This window comes from Flavobacterium sp. CF108 (genome assembly GCF_900129795.1).
Lineage (GTDB): Bacteria > Bacteroidota > Bacteroidia > Flavobacteriales > Flavobacteriaceae > Flavobacterium.
Map to the genome: position 1 here is coordinate 19,329 of NZ_FQWW01000003.1, position 20,287 is coordinate 39,615.

The 20,287-nt window shown below is 33.1% G+C and carries 21 protein-coding genes and 1 tRNA gene; 15 read left to right on the top strand and 7 right to left on the bottom strand.

Translation table 11 applies throughout. The annotated features are described in order from the left end of the window. Positions 1 to 5 precede the first annotated feature (5 nt). From BUE10_RS08685 to dnaA, 3 genes are all read right to left on the bottom strand, one after another. Positions 6 to 719: an SAM-dependent methyltransferase gene (locus BUE10_RS08685; protein WP_073484276.1), complete on the bottom strand. Its 714-nt coding sequence runs from the start codon at positions 717 to 719 to the stop codon at positions 6 to 8. A gap of 76 nt (positions 720 to 795) precedes the next feature. Next, positions 796 to 1,263, bottom strand: coding sequence for a low molecular weight protein-tyrosine-phosphatase (locus tag BUE10_RS08690; RefSeq protein WP_053474056.1), 468 nt, complete (start codon positions 1,261 to 1,263; stop codon positions 796 to 798). Positions 1,264 to 1,272: 9 nt separating this feature from the next. Then, the gene (gene dnaA / locus BUE10_RS08695; protein ID WP_011921525.1) at positions 1,273 to 2,700 is read right to left on the bottom strand and encodes a chromosomal replication initiator protein DnaA; all 1,428 of its coding nucleotides are present in this window, start codon (positions 2,698 to 2,700) and stop codon (positions 1,273 to 1,275) included. 186 nt (positions 2,701 to 2,886) lie between these two features. On the opposite strand from dnaA, the gene BUE10_RS08700 reads away from it, so the two are divergent. Continuing rightward, on the top strand, positions 2,887 to 3,291 hold the full coding sequence (locus BUE10_RS08700) for an acyl-CoA thioesterase (protein ID WP_053474055.1): 405 nt from the start codon (positions 2,887 to 2,889) through the stop codon (positions 3,289 to 3,291). Positions 3,292 to 3,322: 31 nt separating this feature from the next. On the opposite strand, the gene BUE10_RS08705 is transcribed toward BUE10_RS08700, so the two are convergent. From BUE10_RS08705 to ribD, 3 genes are all read right to left on the bottom strand, one after another. Continuing rightward, a complete protein-coding gene (locus tag BUE10_RS08705) occupies positions 3,323 to 3,955 on the bottom strand; it encodes an IMPACT family protein (RefSeq protein ID WP_073484278.1) in 633 nt (210 codons plus the stop codon). A 181-nt stretch (positions 3,956 to 4,136) separates the two neighbouring features. Beyond that, entirely contained in the window at positions 4,137 to 4,739 is a 603-nt protein-coding gene (locus tag BUE10_RS08710; RefSeq protein WP_073484280.1) for an HAD family hydrolase, read from the bottom strand. Further along, positions 4,732 to 5,781 carry a bifunctional diaminohydroxyphosphoribosylaminopyrimidine deaminase/5-amino-6-(5-phosphoribosylamino)uracil reductase RibD gene (gene ribD, locus BUE10_RS08715; RefSeq protein ID WP_073484282.1) on the bottom strand — a complete coding sequence of 350 codons (1,050 nt, stop codon included), beginning with the start codon at positions 5,779 to 5,781 and terminating at the stop codon, positions 4,732 to 4,734. Before ribD ends, BUE10_RS08710 begins: the two co-directional genes overlap by 8 nt. A gap of 126 nt (positions 5,782 to 5,907) precedes the next feature. Here ribD and BUE10_RS08720 point away from each other — a divergent pair, with 126 nt between their 5' ends. From BUE10_RS08720 to BUE10_RS08730, 3 genes are all read left to right on the top strand, one after another. Further along, positions 5,908 to 6,399 carry a GNAT family N-acetyltransferase gene (locus BUE10_RS08720; protein WP_073484284.1) on the top strand — a complete coding sequence of 164 codons (492 nt, stop codon included), beginning with the start codon at positions 5,908 to 5,910 and terminating at the stop codon, positions 6,397 to 6,399. A gap of 78 nt (positions 6,400 to 6,477) precedes the next feature. Beyond that, a complete protein-coding gene (gene prmC / locus BUE10_RS08725) occupies positions 6,478 to 7,344 on the top strand; it encodes a peptide chain release factor N(5)-glutamine methyltransferase (protein WP_073484285.1) in 867 nt (288 codons plus the stop codon). Between the two features lie 21 nt (positions 7,345 to 7,365). Further along, positions 7,366 to 7,890 carry a hypothetical protein gene (locus BUE10_RS08730; protein ID WP_073484287.1) on the top strand — a complete coding sequence of 175 codons (525 nt, stop codon included), beginning with the start codon at positions 7,366 to 7,368 and terminating at the stop codon, positions 7,888 to 7,890. Between the two features lie 70 nt (positions 7,891 to 7,960). Here BUE10_RS08730 and BUE10_RS08735 read toward each other — a convergent pair whose 3' ends face one another. Continuing rightward, a complete protein-coding gene (locus BUE10_RS08735; RefSeq protein WP_073484289.1) occupies positions 7,961 to 9,205 on the bottom strand; it encodes an ABC transporter permease in 1,245 nt (414 codons plus the stop codon). 248 nt (positions 9,206 to 9,453) lie between these two features. Between BUE10_RS08735 and hisS the strand changes: the two genes are divergently transcribed. The 11 genes from hisS (at position 9,454) to BUE10_RS08790 (ending at position 20,281) form a co-directional block, all read left to right on the top strand. Continuing rightward, a complete protein-coding gene (gene hisS, locus BUE10_RS08740; protein WP_073484291.1) occupies positions 9,454 to 10,881 on the top strand; it encodes a histidine--tRNA ligase in 1,428 nt (475 codons plus the stop codon). Between the two features lie 558 nt (positions 10,882 to 11,439). After that, positions 11,440 to 11,510 (top strand) — tRNA-Trp (locus BUE10_RS08745). Between the two features lie 465 nt (positions 11,511 to 11,975). Continuing rightward, entirely contained in the window at positions 11,976 to 12,554 is a 579-nt protein-coding gene (locus tag BUE10_RS08750) for a nucleotide exchange factor GrpE (protein WP_073484293.1), read from the top strand. 77 nt (positions 12,555 to 12,631) lie between these two features. Continuing rightward, positions 12,632 to 13,741, top strand: coding sequence for a molecular chaperone DnaJ (dnaJ, locus tag BUE10_RS08755; RefSeq protein ID WP_073484295.1), 1,110 nt, complete (start codon positions 12,632 to 12,634; stop codon positions 13,739 to 13,741). Positions 13,742 to 13,904: 163 nt separating this feature from the next. Next, positions 13,905 to 14,834 (top strand): ABC transporter ATP-binding protein, encoded by a 930-nt coding sequence (locus BUE10_RS08760; protein WP_073484297.1) that lies wholly within the window; start codon positions 13,905 to 13,907, stop codon positions 14,832 to 14,834. A 79-nt stretch (positions 14,835 to 14,913) separates the two neighbouring features. Continuing rightward, a complete protein-coding gene (locus tag BUE10_RS08765; RefSeq protein WP_073484299.1) occupies positions 14,914 to 16,230 on the top strand; it encodes an ABC transporter permease in 1,317 nt (438 codons plus the stop codon). Between the two features lie 82 nt (positions 16,231 to 16,312). After that, on the top strand, positions 16,313 to 17,476 hold the full coding sequence (locus BUE10_RS08770) for a sigma-54-dependent transcriptional regulator (protein WP_053474042.1): 1,164 nt from the start codon (positions 16,313 to 16,315) through the stop codon (positions 17,474 to 17,476). A gap of 102 nt (positions 17,477 to 17,578) precedes the next feature. Beyond that, the gene (locus BUE10_RS08775) at positions 17,579 to 18,241 is read left to right on the top strand and encodes a DEAD/DEAH box helicase (protein ID WP_073485229.1); all 663 of its coding nucleotides are present in this window, start codon (positions 17,579 to 17,581) and stop codon (positions 18,239 to 18,241) included. A 78-nt stretch (positions 18,242 to 18,319) separates the two neighbouring features. After that, positions 18,320 to 19,024, top strand: coding sequence for an alpha/beta hydrolase (locus BUE10_RS08780; RefSeq protein WP_234984726.1), 705 nt, complete (start codon positions 18,320 to 18,322; stop codon positions 19,022 to 19,024). Between the two features lie 136 nt (positions 19,025 to 19,160). Further along, positions 19,161 to 19,379, top strand: coding sequence for a putative signal transducing protein (locus BUE10_RS08785; protein WP_053474039.1), 219 nt, complete (start codon positions 19,161 to 19,163; stop codon positions 19,377 to 19,379). Between the two features lie 98 nt (positions 19,380 to 19,477). Beyond that, complete coding sequence (locus tag BUE10_RS08790) at positions 19,478 to 20,281, top strand: Cof-type HAD-IIB family hydrolase (RefSeq protein ID WP_073484301.1); 804 nt, start codon at positions 19,478 to 19,480, stop codon at positions 20,279 to 20,281. Positions 20,282 to 20,287: the final 6 nt, after the last annotated feature.

Consider the following 20,287-nt stretch of genomic DNA (forward strand, 5'->3'; position numbering starts at 1 on the left):
TTAGCTTACATTTTATGAATAATAAAAATCGTCGGGCGATTATGTAAATCTACTTTTAATTTTTTCCAATCCGAAATTTTCATTGTTTTAATAAATTCTGTTGGCAGCGTAATATCTGTCGCAATGCATAAATGTGTTGAAGGATTTACGATTTGAAGAATATCTTCAACTAATTTATTGTTTCTATAAGGCGTTTCAATAAAAATCTGTGATTGATTTTTATCCTGAGATAATTTCTCAAAATGTCTCAATGCCGATTTTTTCTCGTCTTTATCAATAGGTAAATAACCGTTGAAAGTAAAACTCTGACCGTTCATTCCAGAAGCCATCATAGCCAATAGGATAGAAGAAGGACCGACTAAAGGCACAACCTGAATTCCTTTTTCGTGTGCCAGTTTTACAATTACAGCGCCGGGATCAGCAACGCCCGGACATCCGGCTTCGCTCATTAATCCCATATTTTTTCCTTCTAACAAAGGTTTTATAAAATCTAAATGTTCGCTTGGTTCTGTTCTTTTATTTAAGGTAAAAAGTACCAATTCCGATTGTTTTTTTTCAGGATAAACTGCTTTTATAGATTTTCTGGCTGTTTTATCATTTTCAACAATATAGTGGTCAATAAGTTCTATTGCTCTTCTTACAGTCTGCGGTAAAACATCCATCGGATCGCTTTCGCCCATTGTGGTTGGAATTAAATATAGTTTTCCTAGGAGTTTCATTTTGAGATATTTTATAAATTAAAACAAAAAATGTATTTCAATTATATATTAAGGTATAATTGAAATACAAATTTAGTTATGAATGTTTTTCGATAAGTTTTTGTGCAATTATTTCAGAGACTTCATCCAGCATTTGATACACATTATCAAATCCGTTAGCGACTCCGTAATAAGGATCTGGAACATCTACATTTTCGTCTGGAAATAATTCGTTTAGAATAAGACGAACTTTATTTTTATGTTCTGGAGTTTTAGCAAGATGAAGGACGTCGCGTAAATTAGAGCTGTCCATGACGTAGATATAATCAAATTCGTCAAAATCTGAAGCTTTAAATTGTCTTCCTTTTTGACCGTCAATACATAAACCGTTTTTTTGGGCGACAGCAATCGAACGTTTGTCTGGAGCGTGGCCAATATGCCATGATCCTGTTCCGGCAGAATCAACAATAAATTTGTCTTTAGGTAATTTTGATGCTAAAATTCCTTCTGCTAAAGGAGATCTGCAGATATTTCCTAAACAAACCATTAAAACTTTTACTGGCATGATTCGCGTTTATAGCGTTAGTTTTTTGTTGATGTCTTCGACAAATTTTTTGAATTGTTTGTCTGTAGAAACTAAATTATCAACGGTTTTACATGCATGTAAAACGGTAGCGTGATCGCGGTCTCCAATTTGTGAGCCAATGTTTGCCAAAGAAGCTTTTGTAAATTTCTTTGCAAAAAACATAGCCAATTGTCTCGCCTGAACAACGTGTCTTTTTCTGGTTTTAGATTGAAGTGTTTCAATATCCAGCTGAAAATAATCAGACACAATTTTTTGGATATAATCGATAGAGATTTCTCTCTTTACGTTTTTAACAAATTTTTCAACTACACTTTTTGCTAATTCAATCGTCACTTCTTTTTTGTTGAAAGAAGATTGAGCGATTAAGGAAATAATAGCGCCTTCTAATTCTCTTACGTTAGATTTGATATTACGGGCAACATATTCTAAAATATCTTCTGGCATATCAACACCATCACGATATAAAATATTTTTTAAGATCGAGATACGGGTTTCATAATCAGGCTGGTGCAATTCTGCAGACAATCCCCATTTAAAACGAGATAATAAACGCTGCTCAATATCCTGCATGTCGACAGGAGCTTTATCAGAAGTTAAAATTACCTGTTTTCCGTTTTGGTGCAAATAATTGAAAATGTGGAAAAATACGTCTTGAGTTCCAGATTTTCCAGATAAAAACTGAACATCATCAATAATCAAAACGTCAATTAATTGGTAAAAGTGAATGAAATCATTACGATTATTCTTTTTAACCGAATCAATATATTGTTGTGTAAAAATCTCGGCAGAAATATATAAAACCGTTTTTTCAGGATATTTGTCTTTTACTTCAACACCAATAGCGTGTGCTAAGTGTGTTTTTCCTAAACCAACTCCTCCAAAAATCAATAACGGATTAAATGAAGTTCCTCCAGGTTTGTTGGCAACGGCCATACCAGCAGAACGGGCTAAACGGTTTGAGTCTCCTTCAAGGAAATTATCAAAGCTGTAATTAGGGTTTAACTGAGATTCAATTTTTAAATTTCTGATACCCGGAATTACAAACGGATTCTTAAGTTCAGGATTTAAGTTTTTAAACGGAGCGTCAACTTCTTGCGGTTTCATAGGAACTCTGTTAGAACTTGGCAGCTGCTCGGTAAACGGCTGTTTATTTCCATAAGTGTTCTCCATTTTAATTTTATAGAGTAACTTTGCGTTTTTTCCCAGTTCTTTGGTAAGCGCAACTTTCAATAATTTTACGTAATGCTCTTCGAGCCATTCGTAGAAAAATTTACTTGGTACTTGAATATATAACGCGTTGTCGGTTAGCTCAACTGATTTGATTGGTTCAAACCAAGTTTTGTATGCTTGATCTTGAATATTGTCCTTTATAAAAGACAAACAGTTTTCCCATACCGATTGAGCAGTTTTAGTCATAGATTCAAATAAATTTTTTTATTATTGATAAAGATTCTCCTATAAAATAGGAGCAAAATTTTTCCGTTTTTCAGGATAACAAATATGTGAACAAATTTCTGTAAAAAAAAATATTTTGGTATCTAATTTTATAAAAAAAAGTTGTAAGAGAACTTCAGTAATTTTAATTTTTTTAATGTATAAATAATGAAAAATCATCAAACGCAAGTGCGTGTTCGTTACTCCGAAACAGACCAAATGGGGGTCGTTTATCACGGAAATTATGTGCCCTATTTTGAAATTGGCCGCGTGGAATGGCTTAGGAATAAAGGGATTTCATATGCAAGTATGGAAGAAAGCGGAATTGGACTCCCGATTGTTTCCATGCAAATCAATTATAAAAAATCAGCGCGTTATGATGAGCTTTTAACAATTCATACAACATTCAAAAGTCAGTCGTCTGTTAAGATTGAATTCGACTGCGAAATCTATAATGAAGCAAATGAGTTATTAACAACTGCAGTATTTATTTTAGTATTTATTTCGTTAAAAACGGGTCGCCCAACTGCCCCTCCAGATTATATTTTGGAATTGTTTAAAACGCTAACGTAATTGTTAAAACGAAGCACGTTTTTATACTAAATTACACAATTTTAATATCGATTTCAAACATTAAATCAAAAATGTCGAATATAGATTCGGCATTTTTTTTGCGTGTTTTGGTCATTATCTTGCCAATTGGCAGTCCGGACCCTTCATCGATTTCCATTTCCTGAGAAATTATGTCCAGCTTTTTTTCCTTTATAACACGCATTACCTTGTTCATGTTTTTGTAATCAAAGGAAATTAAAAACTGCACATCAATTGTTTTTTCAACAATTTCACAAATTTCTAATGTCATTTGCGCTGTTGTTCTATAAGCAGCAATTAAACCGCCAACGCCTAATTTTGTACCGCCAAAAATACGAACCACAACTACAAGTATATTGGTTACGCCAAAAGATTGTATTTGTCCATATATAGGCGCACCGGCAGTATTACTTGGTTCTCCATCGTCGTTGGCACGATAAGAAATTTTTGGAGCCGTACCCAATTGATAAGCGTAACAATAATGTACAGCATGCGGATGAAGTTTTCTTAAGTCTTCAATAATCGGTTTTACTTCATCCTCAGTTTCTATAGGAAATGCATAACCAAAGAATTTGCTTCCTTTTTCCTTAAAAAGAACTTCCTCAGATTCACTGGCAATGGTTTGATACGTATCGTTATATTCCAAATCTTATATTCTAAATTGTTTTGTTTTTTGCCACGAATTCCACGAATTTTTCACGCAGATTCTGCAGATTTAGTTTGTATTATAATCTGCGTAGATCAGCTTAAATCTTTTTAAATCTGCGTGAAAAAATCATTCTAATCTTAAAATCTGTGTGAATCTTTTTAATCTGTGGCTAAATATATTAAAGTATGTTTTTATCAAACAAATCAACAACATCTTCCTGTCCAACTTGTAAATTCCAAACATGCAAACCTAATGCTGCAGCGGCATCAGTATTTTCTTTTTTATCATCAACAAATAACGTTTGCTCAGGAATTAAATTATGTTCATCGATTAAATGTTGAAACGACTCAGCATTTGGTTTTCGTTTTCTGATTTCAAATGAAAAATGAACTTTCTCAAAACAATTATAGAAATCAGTATAAAAAGGAATGCCAACCGTTTTTTCAAAAGTAGCAATATGAATAGCATCCGTATTACTTAATAAAAACAAACGGTATTTTTTAGAAAGCTCTTTTAAGAAATCTAATCGATAAGAAGGGAAATCAGCTAAAACCGCATTCCAGGCTTTTAGGATTTCTTCAATAGAAGCATTTGGAAGCTGTTTTTGAAATCCGCCTACAAAGTCATCGTATGAAATATCTCCGGTTTCAAACAATAAATTCAAACGGTCAAGTTCGGCATTCCATTCTGTTAAGCCTAAATTTTGCAAACTTGAAATCGTTCCTTGTTTGTCTAAATTGATAAAAATATCTCCAAAGTCAAAAATTATCGTATCAATCATGGTTTCTTACGTATATTAATTCGTCGTTTTGAATATAAGTTTTAATGGCATTTTTCTTTTGAAGTTTTGGTGCTTTTGTACCTTTTTCAAAAATATTTTTTCCAACAAAAAATCTGGCTTCATCCCAAATGTTTTGATCTATAAAAGACTGCAAAGTCTGTCTTCCGCCTTCAATAATTATAGATTGAATTTGATGCTGATATAAAACAGATAAAATATTCTCAATCATTTTTTTATTAAAATCTATCTTTTCAAAAATCGTGTTTTCAGTCGAAACATTATTTTCAAATTTCGAAAATACAATCGTTTTTACACTGTCATCAAAAACAAAACTATTTTTTGAAATTCGATTGTTTTGATCTAAAATCACCCGAACCGGATTATTTCCTGACCAATCACGAACATTTAATTTCGGATTATCATCAACAATTGTCTGCGTGCCAGCTAAAATAGCCTGCTCTTCACTTCGCCATTTATGAACCAATTGTCTGGAATATTGATTAGTAATCCAAACTGGTTTACGTTCCTGATTTTCTTGTTTTTCGGGAGCTAAAAATCCGTCCTGACTTTCTGCCCACTTTAATATAATATAAGGTCTCTTTTTTTGATGAAAAGTAAAAAAACGTTTGTTGAGCTCGTTGCATTCATCTTCTAAAATGCCTACGGTTACATTTGCTCCGGCCTCAACCAATTTTTTAATTCCTTTTCCGGCTACTCTTTCATTAGGATCAACCGTTCCAATAACCACATTAGGAATTTCATTTGCAATAATTAAATCACAGCAGGGAGGCGTTTTTCCAAAATGCGAGCAAGGTTCTAAACTCACATAAATAGTTGCTTTTTTTAATAGCGACTTATTTTTTACAGATCGAACCGCATTTACTTCGGCGTGTGGTTCGCCTGCTTTTTTGTGCCAGCCTTCGCCAATAATTTTATCTTCATAAACAATTACACTGCCTACCATTGGGTTTGGATAAGTTGTTCCAAAACCATTTTTAGCAAGTTCAATGCATCGTTTGATATATTTCTCATGTATATTCACCCTGCAAAAGTAATTATTTTTGAGTTTTGAGTCTAATATTGCAATTATTGTTGTGAAACAAAACAAAATGTTATGAAACTATCGGAAAAGTATTTTTATTTTTGTAGATACAAGTGAAGAAATAAAATGAGAAATTGGATTATCAGAAAAATTGAAAAAGAAGACAATCAAGCAGTTGCAAAATTAATACGATCTGTTTTTGATGAAATGGAAATTCCAAAAGTAGGAACCGCTTACGAAGATCCGTATTTAGATTTAATGTTTGAAGAATACAATAAACCGCAATCAGTCTATTTTGTAGTTGAAAGTGAAGGCAAAATTTTAGGCTGTGCCGGAATTGCACCGTTAGAAAATGGAGATCCTAAAATTTGTGAATTGCAAAAAATGTATTTTTTACCAGAAGTTCGCGGACTAGGAATTGGAAGTAAAATGATGGATAAATGCTTAGAACAGGCAAGAATTTTTGGTTTTGAAAAATGTTACATAGAAACAATGCCGTTTATGCATGCCGCACAAAAATTATATAAAAAATCAGGTTTTGAATATTTAGATGCACCAATGGGTTGTACCGGGCATAATTCTTGCCCTGTCTGGATGTTGAAAAATTTGCAGAACTAATTGTAATGAATTGGTTTTGTGAAATATTTATGTGAAGAATAATTAGCTTTGGCTGAAAAATAATACGCAATAAACGTAATGAAAATCAAACAATATCGTACTCAGTTTATTAAAGAGTTAGCTCCTTTGTACGATGCGTACGAAGCAGAAAGTTTTTTCTATTTAATTTTAGAAGATAAACACAGGCTGCGTCAAATAGATTTAGCTTTAAATCACGAATTATTTTTTTCTGAGTCTGATTTTGCTATTTGGGATTTATTATTAGCACAGCTAAAAAAAGAAGTTCCAATTCAGTATTTATTGGGTAAAACCAGTTTTTACGGTTTAGAATTTGAAGTAAACGAAAATGTTTTGATCCCGAGACCGGAAACTGAAGAGTTAGTTGAATGGATTATTAACGAAAATAAACCATTTGATAAAACCAAAAAACTGAAAATCCTTGATATCGGGACCGGAAGCGGCTGTATTGCTATTTCGCTGGCTAAAAACCTGCCAAATGCAGATGTTTATGCGATGGATGTTTCAAAAAAAGCGATTGAAACAGCAAAACGAAATGCTAACAGAAATAAGGTTGATGTTACTTTTATGTTTCAGGATATTTTAGAAACAGAAGAATTGAAATGTCAATTTGATGTAATTGTTTCAAACCCGCCTTATGTGCGAAATCTTGAAAAAGAAGAAATCAAGAAAAATGTTCTCGATTACGAACCGCATTTGGCATTGTTTGTAGACGATAATGATGCGCTGGTTTTTTATAGAAAAATAGCTTCTTTAGCACATAATAATCTCTTAGAAAGCGGACAATTATATTTTGAGATCAATCAGTATTTAGGAAAAGAAATGATCGATTTATTAGGTAAAATGGATTTTATAAACATCGATCTCCGCAAAGATATCTATGATAACGACCGCATGATCTCCTGCAAGGTTTCCAAAACCTTGTAGGTGTTATTTTAGCAGTGGAATATGAAATTACAAATCAGAAACTTTAACACAAATCAAATATCTGAAAGATTTGACATCGTAATTCCTGCTGACGATTCTTCAGATTTAAAGGTTTCCTATGTTGATTTTGAGTTTGATGAAGAACCAAACTATAACATCACTGCTAAATTTTTTCTTAATGAAAATAATGATGAATTAATTGAATTTAACTTTGTTTATTTCAAAAATATAGATCTAATTTTCTTCAGATTCATTTATCAATGGGGAATAATTGATTTGAAAAATAGAAGATTGAAAAGAAATGTAATTGATTACTCCTTAGATTTTCCTTTTTTTTATCTGCATGAAAATTGTATTTTAATTGTAGATGATCTATTTGCTGAAACTACAACATTTGATGGTGAGACAATAGATACAATTGTAAATGAGCAGCCTCATGAAATAATTGAGTTCGAGGATTATTTTGAATTTGATATAATAGGAGTTGAGAAAAGAAAACTTATGAAAACTAGTTCAGATTCCTGCAAGGTTTCCAAAATCTTGTAGGTTTAAATTAGATAGATGATGAAAATAAAATACCTACAAGGTTTTGGAAACCTTGCAGGAAACGTGAAGATTACTCATATCGCAAAGCCTCAATAGGATCTAATTGCGAAGCTTTAATTGCTGGATATAAACCGGAAACAATGGCAACCATAAAGCTGGTTCCAAAAGCGGCAAAAATTGCCATCCACGGAATCACGAAAGCAAAACTCATTGCGGCTGCAAAAGCGAAACCTATCAGAATTCCTAGCACAATTCCAACCAAACCGCCAATTTGTCCAATTAATAAAGTTTCAATAAAAAACTGAACAGAGATTGTGACTTTTGTTGCACCCAAAGCTTTACGAACACCGATTTCGCGAGTTCGTTCTGTAACCGAAACAATCATAATATTCATTAAAGCAATTGATGAACCTAAAATGGTGATAACAGAAATAATCCACGATGCCCAGCCTAAGTATTTTGTAATTCCTAAAATTCTGTTGATTAAATCATCGCTTCGGCCAATTCCAAAATTATTATCACGAACCGGACTTAGTTTTCGAACTCTTCGCATCGTACTTGTTGCATTGTCAATCGCTTGGTCTAGAAGTTCTTTTTTAGAAACCATAACACTTATAGTGTAGTTAATATTTGGAGCCGTAAATAAAGAACGTGCCACCTGAATAGGAATTAAGACACGTAAATCCTGACTGTTTCCAAATGTTGAACCTTTTTCTTTTAAAACTCCAATAACTTTAAAACGGGCACCGCGAATTGAAATTACTTTATCAATTGGGTTCACATCTTTTAATAAACCTTTTTCAAAATCAGAACCCACAATGCAGGAATACGTATTGTTGTCAATATCAAACTGATTGAAAGAACGCCCTATAGTAGTTTCTAAACCGGAGTTTGAAATAAAATGTTCGTCAACGCCTACGACCGTAATTTCAGGATCTGTTTTGGTATCTAAATATTTTACTTCGGCTTTTGATGTTGCTGTAAAGGAAAGAGAAGTTTCGGTAAAAGGATATTTGTATTTGTTTTTAAAAGCAACTGCTTCAGGATAAGAAATAATTGGATTTATGATTTCTCGTTCGTTTCCACCGCGGTTACGAACCGTATTTTCATATTGATTGATGTTAAAAGTATTCGCTCCCATCGAAGCAAAATTGGTCGAAACCGTGTTTTCAAGTGCCGTTACAACAGTTAAAATTCCAACCAAAGCGGTAATTCCGATAGCAATAATTAAAACAGTAAGAATGGTTCGCAGCAATTGAGTTTTGATAGAACCAAAAGCAATTCGGATATTTTCTTTAAATAATTTTAGCATCATGACCAATTTGTCACGAAAATACGGTTTTTGTTACAAGTTTGTTTTCGAACCGCTATTATTTATTTTAAAAAGTAAGATATTTGCAGTCGATTTTAAATTAAGTCGAAAGTTGGAAAGTCATAAAGTCGAAAGTGTAAAAACCAACAATCAAAAAAAATCTAAAAATAAAATAATTTTAAAGCTTTTAGATTTTAGATCTCAAAGAAATCTAAAATCTAAAATCAACAATCTAATAATATTAAATCAAAATGGCTTCAAAACCAAGTATTCCACAAGGGACAAGAGATTTTTCGCCTGCCGAGGTGTCAAAACGTCAATATATTATTCAGACGATAAAAACTAATTTTGAGAAATTTGGTTTCCAGCCGATAGAAACTCCTTCGTTTGAAAACTCAGATACTTTGATGGGAAAATACGGGGAAGAAGGAGATCGTTTGATTTTTAAAATCCTGAATTCAGGTAACTTTTTCTTCAATAAAAATAAAATTGAATTACCGGAATCTATAGAGTCGCTGCAAGTTAATTCTGCTGAAACTATTGATTTGAGCCAAAGAATTGAGCTAAATAAATTTACAGGAAGAATTTCAGAAAAAGCATTGCGTTATGACTTAACAGTTCCGTTTGCAAGATACGTGGTACAACACCAAAACGAAATTGAATTTCCTTTTAAAAGATACCAAATTCAACCAGTTTGGAGAGCTGACAGACCGCAAAGAGGACGTTACAGAGAATTCTATCAATGTGATGCCGATGTTGTGGGTTCAACATCACTTTGGCAGGAAGTAGAATTAGTTCAGTTATATGATACGGTTTTTACATCTTTAGGTTTAGAAGGCGTAACGATCAAAATCAATAACAGAAAAATATTATCTGGAATCGCTGAAGTTATCGGTGCTTCAGATAAATTAATTGATTTTACAGTTGCTCTTGATAAATTAGATAAAATTGGAGAAGATGGCGTAAAGAAAGAAATGATCGAAAAAGGTGTTTCTGAAACAGCGCTGGTAAAAGTACAGCCGCTTTTTAGTTTTACCGGAACTTTCGCAGATAAAATTAAGCAGCTTTCAGAATTATTAGCTTCATCAGAAGAAGGAATGAAAGGTGTTGAAGAATTGAAATTTATTTGTGACAATGTTGCAGTTTTAGGATTGTCAAGCGCAATTTTAGATCTTGATGTGACTTTGGCACGCGGATTAAATTATTATACCGGAGCTATTTTTGAAGTTGGAGCGCCAAAAACGGTTTCAATGGGTTCTATTGGCGGAGGCGGAAGATACGACGATTTGACGGGTATTTTTGGTTTAAAAAATATGAGCGGTGTCGGAATCTCTTTCGGATTGGATCGAATTTATTTAGTTTTAGAAGAATTACAATTGTTTCCGGAAACAGTTGCAGCAACTTCAAAAGCAATATTTATCAATTATGGAGATAAAGAAGCTTTGTATGCTTCAAAAGCCATTCAGAAATTAAGACAAGAAAATATAAAAGTAGAATTGTATCCAGATAATGTAAAAGTGGGAAAACAATTTCAATATGCAGATAAACGCTTGATTCCGTTTGCAGTAATTGCAGGCGATCAGGAAATTGCATCAGATTCTTACGCCTTAAAGAATTTAGTGACTGGCGAGCAGGTTTCGGTTGATTTCGAAGGATTGAAAAATGCTTTGTTAGGTTAACTATTTGAAGCGAAGTTTTTTTGCCACAGATTACACGGATTAAAAGGATTTTTTGTTTCACGCAGATTGGGCAGATTTTAGCAGATTTAATTTGATTTTTATATTAAATAAATCTGCTTTAATCTGCCTAAATCTTTTTAAAATCTGCGTGAAATAAAAATTTTTAGTAACAAACGAATAGATTTCGAAGGATTGAAAAATGCTTTGTTAGGTTAACTATTTGAAGCGAAGTTTTTTTGCCACAGATTACACGGATTAAAAGGATTTTTTGTTTCACGCAGATTGGGCAGATTTTAGCAGATTTAATTTGATTTTTATATTAAATAAATCTGCTTTAATCTGCCTAAATCTTTTTAAAATCTGCGTGAAATAAATTTTTTAGTGAAAAGTAAATATATTTTGACGGATTGAAAAAAACTTTGTTAGGTTAACTATTTGGAACGAAGGTTTTTGTCTCAGATTGTGAAAATTTAAAGGATTTTCTTTTTAAATCTCTGCGTGAAATAGTTGCTGGGAAAGAAAAAAAACTTTTAATTTGCCGACCTTAAGTTACAAGTTACGGGCGTAGTTCAAGGGTAGAATAGCGGTCTCCAAAACCGTTGATGGGGGTTCGAATCCCTCCGCCCGTGCAATATTTTTTTACCGCAAAGAACACAAAGGTTTTTGCCAAGAATACTTAAAAACATAAAGTTCGCAAAGCTAAATCAATACAAAGCTTTGCGAACTTTGTCCTTTTTAAAAAGCTTAAGAGTAAAAAAAACTTAGCGTTCTTTGCGCTATTTTTTCAAGATAAAAAAGCATAAAAAAAAAGCTTCGTCTCTGTAAGGCGAAGCTTTTTTTAATATAAGGTAAACTTGAATTAATAATTATTTAGAGGCCTTAGCCAACCCTTAAATTCAATTTTGATAGGTAATAATTTATGTTCCCAATTTGGATACCAAATATACGACAAACTAAATCGTAATAGTCTTAAAATTATAATAAATTTTTATTGCCTATTTTCGCTTTTTAAAACACTCATATTTAATAAAGTGACAATTTGACATTTTAGAAGATTTGGCAGTACTTTTGCAATCCAACAAAAAGAAATAAAAATGAAGTTTAAGAATATTTTTAAAAATAAAAGTAATATGACTACTGAAAATACAGAATTCGATCAGGAATTAGACGATGTAACGTTAGAGAACAATGCCAACGGTGAGCAGTTAATTGTTGAAGAATTAAGTGTTGAAGAGCAATTAGCTCAAGACTTGGCAAAGGAAAAAGATAAGTTTTTGAGATTATTTGCCGAATTTGAAAATTACAAAAAAAGAACTTCAAAAGAGCGTATCGATTTGTTTAAAACTGCAAATCAAGAAGTTTTGTTAGCAATGCTTCCTGTTTTAGATGATTTTGACAGAGCGATTGTAGAAATCAACAAATCTGAAGATGAAACCTTAACAAAAGGTGTGGAGTTGATTCATGAAAAGCTTAAAAGTACTTTAGTTTCTAAAGGTTTAGAGCAAGTTGAAGTAAGAGCAGGTGATGCTTTTAATGCTGATTTTGCTGAGGCAATTACCCAAATTCCGGCTCCGTCTGATAAATTAAAAGGGAAAATTGTTGATGTTATTGAAAAAGGATACAAATTAGGAGACAAAATTATTCGTTTCCCTAAAGTAGTAATCGGAAACTAAAAAATACAAACAGAAGTTTCAGATGCCAGTTTTAAATTGGGTTTTGGAATTTTTGGATTTGGAATTTAAACCTAACTATGAAAAAAGATTTTTACGAAATACTAGGCATTTCAAAAAATGCTGACGCTGCCGAAATAAAAAAAGCATATAGAAAAAGTGCGCTTAAATACCACCCTGATAAAAATCCAGGCGACAAAGAGGCAGAAGAAAACTTTAAATTAGCTGCTGAAGCTTATGAAGTTTTAAGCGATCCAAATAAAAAAGCTAAATATGATCAGTACGGACATCAAGCATTTGATGGTTCTGGCGGATTTGGCGGTGGTCACGGAGGTATGAATATGGATGACATTTTCAGCCAGTTTGGTGACATTTTTGGTGGCGGTTTTGGCGGTTTTGGCGGCGGAGGCGGAGGTCCTCGTCGCGCTAAAGGAAGCAATCTTCGAATTAAAGTAAAACTTACTTTAGAAGAAATTGCAAATGGTGTTGAGAAAAAAGTAAAAGTAAAACGTAAAGTTCAGGCAAAAGGTGTAACGTATAAAACTTGTACGACTTGTAACGGTCAAGGTCAGGTAATGCGTGTAACCAATACCATTTTAGGAAGAATGCAGTCAGCATCAACATGTCCTACTTGTGGTGGTTCTGGTCAAATTTTAGATAAAAGACCTTCTGAGGCAGATGCACAAGGAATGGTTCAGGAAGATGAAACAGTATCAATCAAAATCCCGGCAGGTGTTACTGACGGAATGCAGTTGAAAGTTTCAAACAAAGGAAACGATGCGCCAGGAAATAGTATTCCGGGTGATTTGATCGTTGCCATTGAAGAAGTAGAACACGAATTCTTAAAACGTGAAGGTGAAAACATTCACTTTGATTTATATATCAGTTTCCCAGAAGCAGTTTTAGGAGTTTCAAAAGATATTGAAGCTATCAACGGAAAAGTTCGTATTAAGCTGGAAGAAGGAATTCAATCTGGAAAAATCTTAAGATTAAAAGGAAAAGGAATTCCAAGTTTAAACGGTTACGGAAGCGGAGATTTATTAGTTCATGTAAATGTTTGGACACCAAAAACATTAAACAAAGAACAAAAACAATTCTTTGAAAATGCTTTAAATGACGAGCATTTTATACCAAGCCCTGAAAAATCAGAAAAATCATTTTTTGAAAAAGTAAAAGATATGTTCTCATAATCTAAACTTTTCTAAAATGTTTAAATAAATTTAAAACCCATTCTAAACATAAATAGAATGGGTTTTTTGTGTATTATTATGCAGATTCGCTAGTAATTATTTACTTTTACAGACTGTTGGTAAAAATAACAAAAGCCAGCGCAAGAAAATCCAAAAAAACAAAATGAGCAACTTACTCGAAGTACATAAAGTCGTAAAACAATATGGCGATTATGTAGCGCTTAACGAAGTTTCATTAAATGTGCCAAAAGGCAGTATATATGGACTTTTAGGTCCTAATGGAGCTGGAAAAACTTCCCTAATCAGAATCATCAATCAAATTACAATGCCAGACAGCGGCGAAGTAATTTTAGATGGAGAAAAACTGCAGCCAAAACACGTACAGACAATTGGTTATCTTCCGGAAGAAAGAGGATTATACAGCTCGATGAAAGTGGGGGAACAATGCTTATATCTTGCACAAATGAAAGGACTTTCAAAAGCCGAAGCCAAAAAGCAATTGGATTATTGGTTTGACCGCTTAGGGATTCAAGGCTGGTGGAATAAAAAAATTCAGGAACTTTCTAAAGGAATGGCACAGAAAATTCAGTTTGTAGTTTGTGTTTTACATAAACCAAAATTGTTAATTTTTGATGAGCCTTTCTCAGGTTTCGATCCTGTAAATGCCAATGTTATAAAAGATGAAATTTTGGCATTAAAAGAGCAGGGTTCAACCATTATTTTTTCGACACACAGAATGGAAAGTGTAGAAGAACTTTGCGATCATATTGCTTTAATTCACAAATCAAATAAACTGATTGAAGGAAAAGTGGGCGATGTAAAACGTCAGTTTAAAACCAACAGTTTTGAAGTTGGAATCCTGACCAATAATGTTGAAGGTTTGATGTACGATATTACACAAAAGTTTACCGTTTCACCTGCGAATTTTAAATCCTTAAATGATGATTTAAAATTAAACATTCAAATAGGAAATGCAGCACCAAACGAATTATTAAATATCCTGACACAACGCGGACAAGTAACGCATTTCGTAGAAAAAATTCCAAGTGTAAACGATATTTTTATTCAAACAGTTACAGAGAATAAAGTTTAGATTTCAGATTTTAGATTTTAGAGTGAAGGCCTAAAATCTAAAAATCTAAAGTCAACAATCTAAAATCTAAAATCAAGAAATGAGTATTATTTCATTAATTATAAAAAGAGAATTTATTGCCAAAGTCCGCAATAAATCTTTTGTTGTCATGACTTTTTTGAGTCCGCTTTTATTTGTTGCGATAGCCGTTTTTATAGGTTATTTAAGCACGATGAAAGCCGAAACAAAACGTATCGCGATACATGACGAAACCGGACTTTTTGCTGCCGATTTTTTAAAGGAAAATAAAAAAGGTGCCGAATTCAAATATCTGAATTTATCTGAAATTGATGTAAAAGCTTTAAAAGACAGCATTACAAAAGAAAATTTCAGCGGATTAATTGTCATTCCAAAAACAAATAAAACAAAAGATTTAGAAAGTAAAATTGAGTTTATTTCGAATAACAGTCCAAGTATTTCTTTTATAGAAGGCACGCAGAAAATCATCGGAACAAAAATTACCAAACTAAATCTCGAAAGCGCCAAACTAGATACACTTGCAATTCAAAAAGCACAGTCAGATGTCAATATTCATTTAGTTAAAGCTTCAGGAGAAGAAAGTTTAAAAGGATTAAATGAAATAAAAATCGCAATAGGCGGTGCATTCGGTTATTTGATTATGATGTTTATCATCATTTACGGAAATATGGTAATGCGAAGCGTAATCGAAGAAAAAACAAACCGAATTATCGAAATCATTATTTCATCTGTAAAACCATTTGAGTTAATGATTGGTAAAATCGTTGGAACTTCTCTTGCGGGAATTTTACAATTTATAATTTGGGCTATTATTGGTTTAGGATTAATGTTTGCGGCCTCGGCATTTTTTGGTATAAATATTAGGCCGGGATCAAATATTCCGCCTGTATTAATGCAATCAGTGGAACATAATTTTTCTGGAATATTACAAATGGGATTAAGAGAAGCATGGAATTTACCCATTGCAAGTATTTTAATTGGATTTATAATTTATTTTATTGGAGGTTATTTTCTATACAGTTCGTTTTATGCCGCAATTGGAGCCGCTGTTGACAATCAAACCGATTCACAGCAATTTTTACTGCCAATATTAATGCCGTTAATTCTGAGTGTATATATCGGATTTTTTACGGTTGTAAACGATCCGCACGGAACTGTTGCCGTTGTATTCTCCATGATTCCGCTTACATCACCAATAGTTATGTTAATGCGTATTCCGTTTGGCGTGCCGTGGTGGCAAATCGCAATTTCGGTATCATTATTGTTTGCTGCCTTTTTCCTTGTCGTTTGGTTCGCAGCAAAAATTTACCGAGTAGGTATTTTAATGTACGGTAAAAAACCAACTTGGAAAGAGCTATATAAATGGTTAAAGTATTAAATTCCAATTCTCAAAGAATGGGAATAAATACCAAATTCCAATAATTGGATTTTGGAATTTTTAAAATTGAAAATTACGAAGAATGAGTAGGATACTAATAATTGAGGACGAAGCAGCGATTAGAAGAGTTTTGGTAAAAATATTATCAGAAGAAAATGATACCTATCAGGTTGATGAAGCCGAAGATGGGGCTGCGGGTCTTGAAAAAATAAAAAATAACGATTACGATTTGGTTTTGTGCGATATCAAAATGCCAAAACTGGACGGTGTTGAGGTTTTAGAAGAAGTAAAAAAAATAAAACCGGAGATTCCGATGGTTATGATTTCAGGTCATGGCGATATGGAAACCGCAATTCATACCATGCGTTTGGGCGCTTTTGACTATATCTCAAAACCACCAGATTTAAACCGTTTATTGAATACGGTTCGTAATGCTTTAGATAAAAAACAATTAGTTGTTGAGAATAAAATTCTAAAGAAAAAAGTCAGCAAAAATTACGAAATGATTGGCGACAGCGAATCTATTAATCATATTAAAGTGATGATTGATAAAGTAGCTCAAACCGAAGCCAGAGTTTTAATTACGGGACCAAACGGAACCGGAAAAGAATTAGTAGCGCATCAATTACACGAAAAAAGCGAACGCGCTAATTTCCCTTTAATTGAAGTAAACTGTGCGGCGATTCCGAGTGAATTGATCGAAAGTGAATTATTTGGACACGTAAAAGGTGCTTTTACATCAGCAGTTAAGGATCGTGCCGGAAAGTTTGAAGCAGCAGATAAAGGAACTATTTTCTTAGATGAAATTGGAGATATGAGCCTTTCGGCGCAAGCCAAAGTTTTACGTGCGCTTCAGGAAAGTATGATTACAAGAGTTGGTGCCGATAAAGACATTAAAGTTGATGTTCGTGTGGTTGCCGCAACCAATAAAGATTTAAAAACAGAAATCGCCGAAGGCCGTTTCCGTGAAGATTTATACCATCGTCTGGCTGTAATTTTAATTAAAGTTCCGCCATTAAATGAAAGACGTGACGATATTCCGGCTTTGATAAGGCATTTTGCAGAGAAAATTGCATCAGAGCAAGGAAATGTGGTTAAGGTATTTTCGGCGCAAGCCATACAATTATTACAGGAATACGATTGGACAGGAAATATTCGTGAACTTCGAAATGTTGTCGAAAGATTAATCATTTTAGGAGGAAACGAAATCTCTGAAGGCGACGTGAAAATGTTCGCAAGCAAATAGATGGTGCTTCGCGCTGTAGGCTTTAAGCTTTAGGCTTTAAGCTTTTAAAATATAGATAACTTTTGCTTACAGCCTATGGCTTATAGCTTAAAGCTTAAAAAAATGAAACTAAAAAAAATAAACGAGAAATTACAAGACGCTTTAATTGAAAATGGATTAACAGAAGCAAATGTTTTGCAGCTGGAAACTTTTTCGACCATAAAAAGTGGTGCGGATTGTATTGTTATTTCTCCAGAAAAAAGCGGAAAATCAACTACAATTGTTTTGAATGTGATTCAGCAATTGGCTGGAAAAAATGAAGAATCACCACGTGCTTTGATTATTGTTGAAGACAAAGCAAAAGTGCTTGAAATGGAAGAGCTTTTTGAGAAATACGGGAAATATACGAATCTCGAAGTGTATGGTGTTCATGACAAAGGCGATATGGATTATGATAAAAATTACGTTTCTACCGGAATTGATGTTTTAATTGGAACGCCAAATAAATTGAGCGATATGTTTTCTACTGCAGGTTATAATGTAAACCGTTTGAAAATGTTTATCCTTGATGATGCAGATCCTATTTTGAAATTGCGCCATGAAACTAAAATCATGCGTATTTCTAACAGTATTGCCAAAACGCAGCGTTTAATTTTTGCTGAAACTTTGACAGAACGCATCGAAATTTTGGCAGATAAAATGTTATTGGAACCTTATTTATTTGATATGGATGAAGAAGGCGAGGAGGAACTGGATGAAGAAGAAGACGATATTGAAGAAGAGTAAATAGTCGCAGTTTTCAGTCACAGTTTGCAATAAGAAAAACTGTAAACTGTGACTGAACTGAAAACTAAATAATAATACATGGAAATATTAAAAACGTTTAAATTCTTGTCAATCGTACTTTTGTGCTTTTTTCTGATTATTTATTTTTTGATAATTTCGTATGTTTATTTTAATCAGGTTGAGTTGATTTTTCATAGTTCGAGATTGCCAAAAGATTACAAGTTTGATTATCAGCAAAAGTTCGAAGAAATAAACATCAAATCATTTGATGGAACTATTCTTAACGGATTATTATTTAAGGCTGAAAATTCTAAAGGACTCGTTTTTTATCTTCATGGAAATGCCGGAACGCTTGAAACCTGGGGTAAAATTGCAAAAGTATATACTTCATTAGGATACGATATTTTTATTTTAGATTACAGAAGTTTCGGGAAAAGCGAAGGCGAAATCGAAAATGAAGAACAATTGTCAAAAGATATTACGATTGTGTATCAGTCGATGACGAAAAGATATCCAGAAGATAAAATCATAATTGCCGGATATTCGATAGGTTCCGGATTTGCGGCTAAATTAGCTTTTGAAAATAAACCAAAAGCTTTACTGCTGCAGGCGCCGTATTATAATTTTTTAGAATTATCAAGTAAACGAGTACCAATGTTTCCGGACTTTATGAAAAAGTTTAGTTTAGAAACCAATATATATCTTCCGAAGATAAAAGCTCCAATTTATATTTTTCATGGAACGGCAGACCAATTAATTCCTTTTGAGAATTCAGTCGGTTAAAAAAACTTTTGAAATCAAATGCTGTTTTTTATCCATTAAAAAATCAGGAACATATTGGAGTAAATGAAAATGAAGATTTTCAAAATCAATTAAAAACAATACTAGAATAGATTAATAATTAATAAAATAAAATGTCATGGGATTAATGAAGGTGTTTTCAGGAAGCGAAGTATTAGCAATTGCTTTGCAGGAAAGATTAGAGGAAGCCGGCGTAGAAACTGTAAAAAAAGATAATATTCAATCAGCTCGTTTAGGAGGTTTTGGCGGTACAGATTTAGCCGTTGAGGTTTTTATTCAGGAAACAGATTTTGCAAAAGCAAATCCGGTTATTGAAGAATTTAGAATGAGTATTTAGATAGTATTCAGTGTTCAGTAGTTAGTGTTCAGTCACGGTTTTGATGCTGAACACTGTAAACTGTAAACTGAACACTAAGTACTAAACACTGAAAAAATATGCAATACAAAATGTTAGTTCTCGACATGGATGATACCTTGTTGACAGACGACCACAAAATTTCTGATTTAAATAAAAAAGTTTTATTAGAAGCACAGGCAAAAGGCGTTTATGTTGTTTTGGCTTCGGGAAGACCAACATCGGCTATGATTGCTTACGCTAAAGAGCTGGAATTGGATTTGAATGATTCTTATATGATTTCTTTTAACGGTGCAATTATCAGCCAGGTGAAAGATGATTTGATTTTATTTGAACAGAAGCTTACTGTAGAACAAATTCACGCTTTATACGATTATAGTGTAAAAATGAAAACGCACATTATAACGTATTTAGATGACGAAATTATAAGCGAAACCGATTCTGAATATATCGAGATTGAAAAAGATATTACAGGAATGGCGCACCGCAAAGTTTCGAGTTTTAAAGATTATGTTGACAGACCTGCTGTAAAATGTATTTTACTTGAAGATCCGGCTTATTTAAAAGAAGTCGAAAAAGATTTATTAGCCGCAATGCCGCATTTAAGTGTTTCGATGTCTAAACCTTTTTTCCTTGAAGCTGCGCAAAACGGAATTGATAAGGCGGCAAGTTTAAAACAATTAGCAAATAAACTCGGAATTCATCAAAGTGAAATTATCGCCGTTGGAAACGCTGGAAATGATTTAACTATGATTGAATATGCCGGTTTAGGTGTTTGGGTTGATAATGTAACGCCAGAATTGCGTGACAAAGCTAATTTAATTGTAGCGTCAAATAACAACGACGGCGTTGCCGAAGTGGTACAGAAATATATTTTAAATTAAATTTGA

Coding starts and splice junctions, on each gene's coding strand:
- BUE10_RS08685 (WP_073484276.1), bottom strand. CDS start 719: ATGAAACTCCTAGGAAAACTATATTTAATTCCAACCACAATGGGCGAA.
- BUE10_RS08690 (WP_053474056.1), bottom strand. CDS start 1,263: ATGCCAGTAAAAGTTTTAATGGTTTGTTTAGGAAATATCTGCAGATCT.
- dnaA (WP_011921525.1), bottom strand. CDS start 2,700: ATGACTAAAACTGCTCAATCGGTATGGGAAAACTGTTTGTCTTTTATA.
- BUE10_RS08700 (WP_053474055.1), top strand. CDS start 2,887: ATGAAAAATCATCAAACGCAAGTGCGTGTTCGTTACTCCGAAACAGAC.
- BUE10_RS08710 (WP_073484280.1), bottom strand. CDS start 4,739: ATGATTGATACGATAATTTTTGACTTTGGAGATATTTTTATCAATTTA.
- BUE10_RS08720 (WP_073484284.1), top strand. CDS start 5,908: ATGAGAAATTGGATTATCAGAAAAATTGAAAAAGAAGACAATCAAGCA.
- prmC (WP_073484285.1), top strand. CDS start 6,478: ATGAAAATCAAACAATATCGTACTCAGTTTATTAAAGAGTTAGCTCCT.
- BUE10_RS08730 (WP_073484287.1), top strand. CDS start 7,366: ATGAAATTACAAATCAGAAACTTTAACACAAATCAAATATCTGAAAGA.
- BUE10_RS08735 (WP_073484289.1), bottom strand. CDS start 9,205: ATGATGCTAAAATTATTTAAAGAAAATATCCGAATTGCTTTTGGTTCT.
- hisS (WP_073484291.1), top strand. CDS start 9,454: ATGGCTTCAAAACCAAGTATTCCACAAGGGACAAGAGATTTTTCGCCT.
- BUE10_RS08750 (WP_073484293.1), top strand. CDS start 11,976: ATGAAGTTTAAGAATATTTTTAAAAATAAAAGTAATATGACTACTGAA.
- dnaJ (WP_073484295.1), top strand. CDS start 12,632: ATGAAAAAAGATTTTTACGAAATACTAGGCATTTCAAAAAATGCTGAC.
- BUE10_RS08760 (WP_073484297.1), top strand. CDS start 13,905: ATGAGCAACTTACTCGAAGTACATAAAGTCGTAAAACAATATGGCGAT.
- BUE10_RS08765 (WP_073484299.1), top strand. CDS start 14,914: ATGAGTATTATTTCATTAATTATAAAAAGAGAATTTATTGCCAAAGTC.
- BUE10_RS08770 (WP_053474042.1), top strand. CDS start 16,313: ATGAGTAGGATACTAATAATTGAGGACGAAGCAGCGATTAGAAGAGTT.
- BUE10_RS08775 (WP_073485229.1), top strand. CDS start 17,579: ATGAAACTAAAAAAAATAAACGAGAAATTACAAGACGCTTTAATTGAA.
- BUE10_RS08780 (WP_234984726.1), top strand. CDS start 18,320: ATGGAAATATTAAAAACGTTTAAATTCTTGTCAATCGTACTTTTGTGC.
- BUE10_RS08785 (WP_053474039.1), top strand. CDS start 19,161: ATGGGATTAATGAAGGTGTTTTCAGGAAGCGAAGTATTAGCAATTGCT.
- BUE10_RS08790 (WP_073484301.1), top strand. CDS start 19,478: ATGCAATACAAAATGTTAGTTCTCGACATGGATGATACCTTGTTGACA.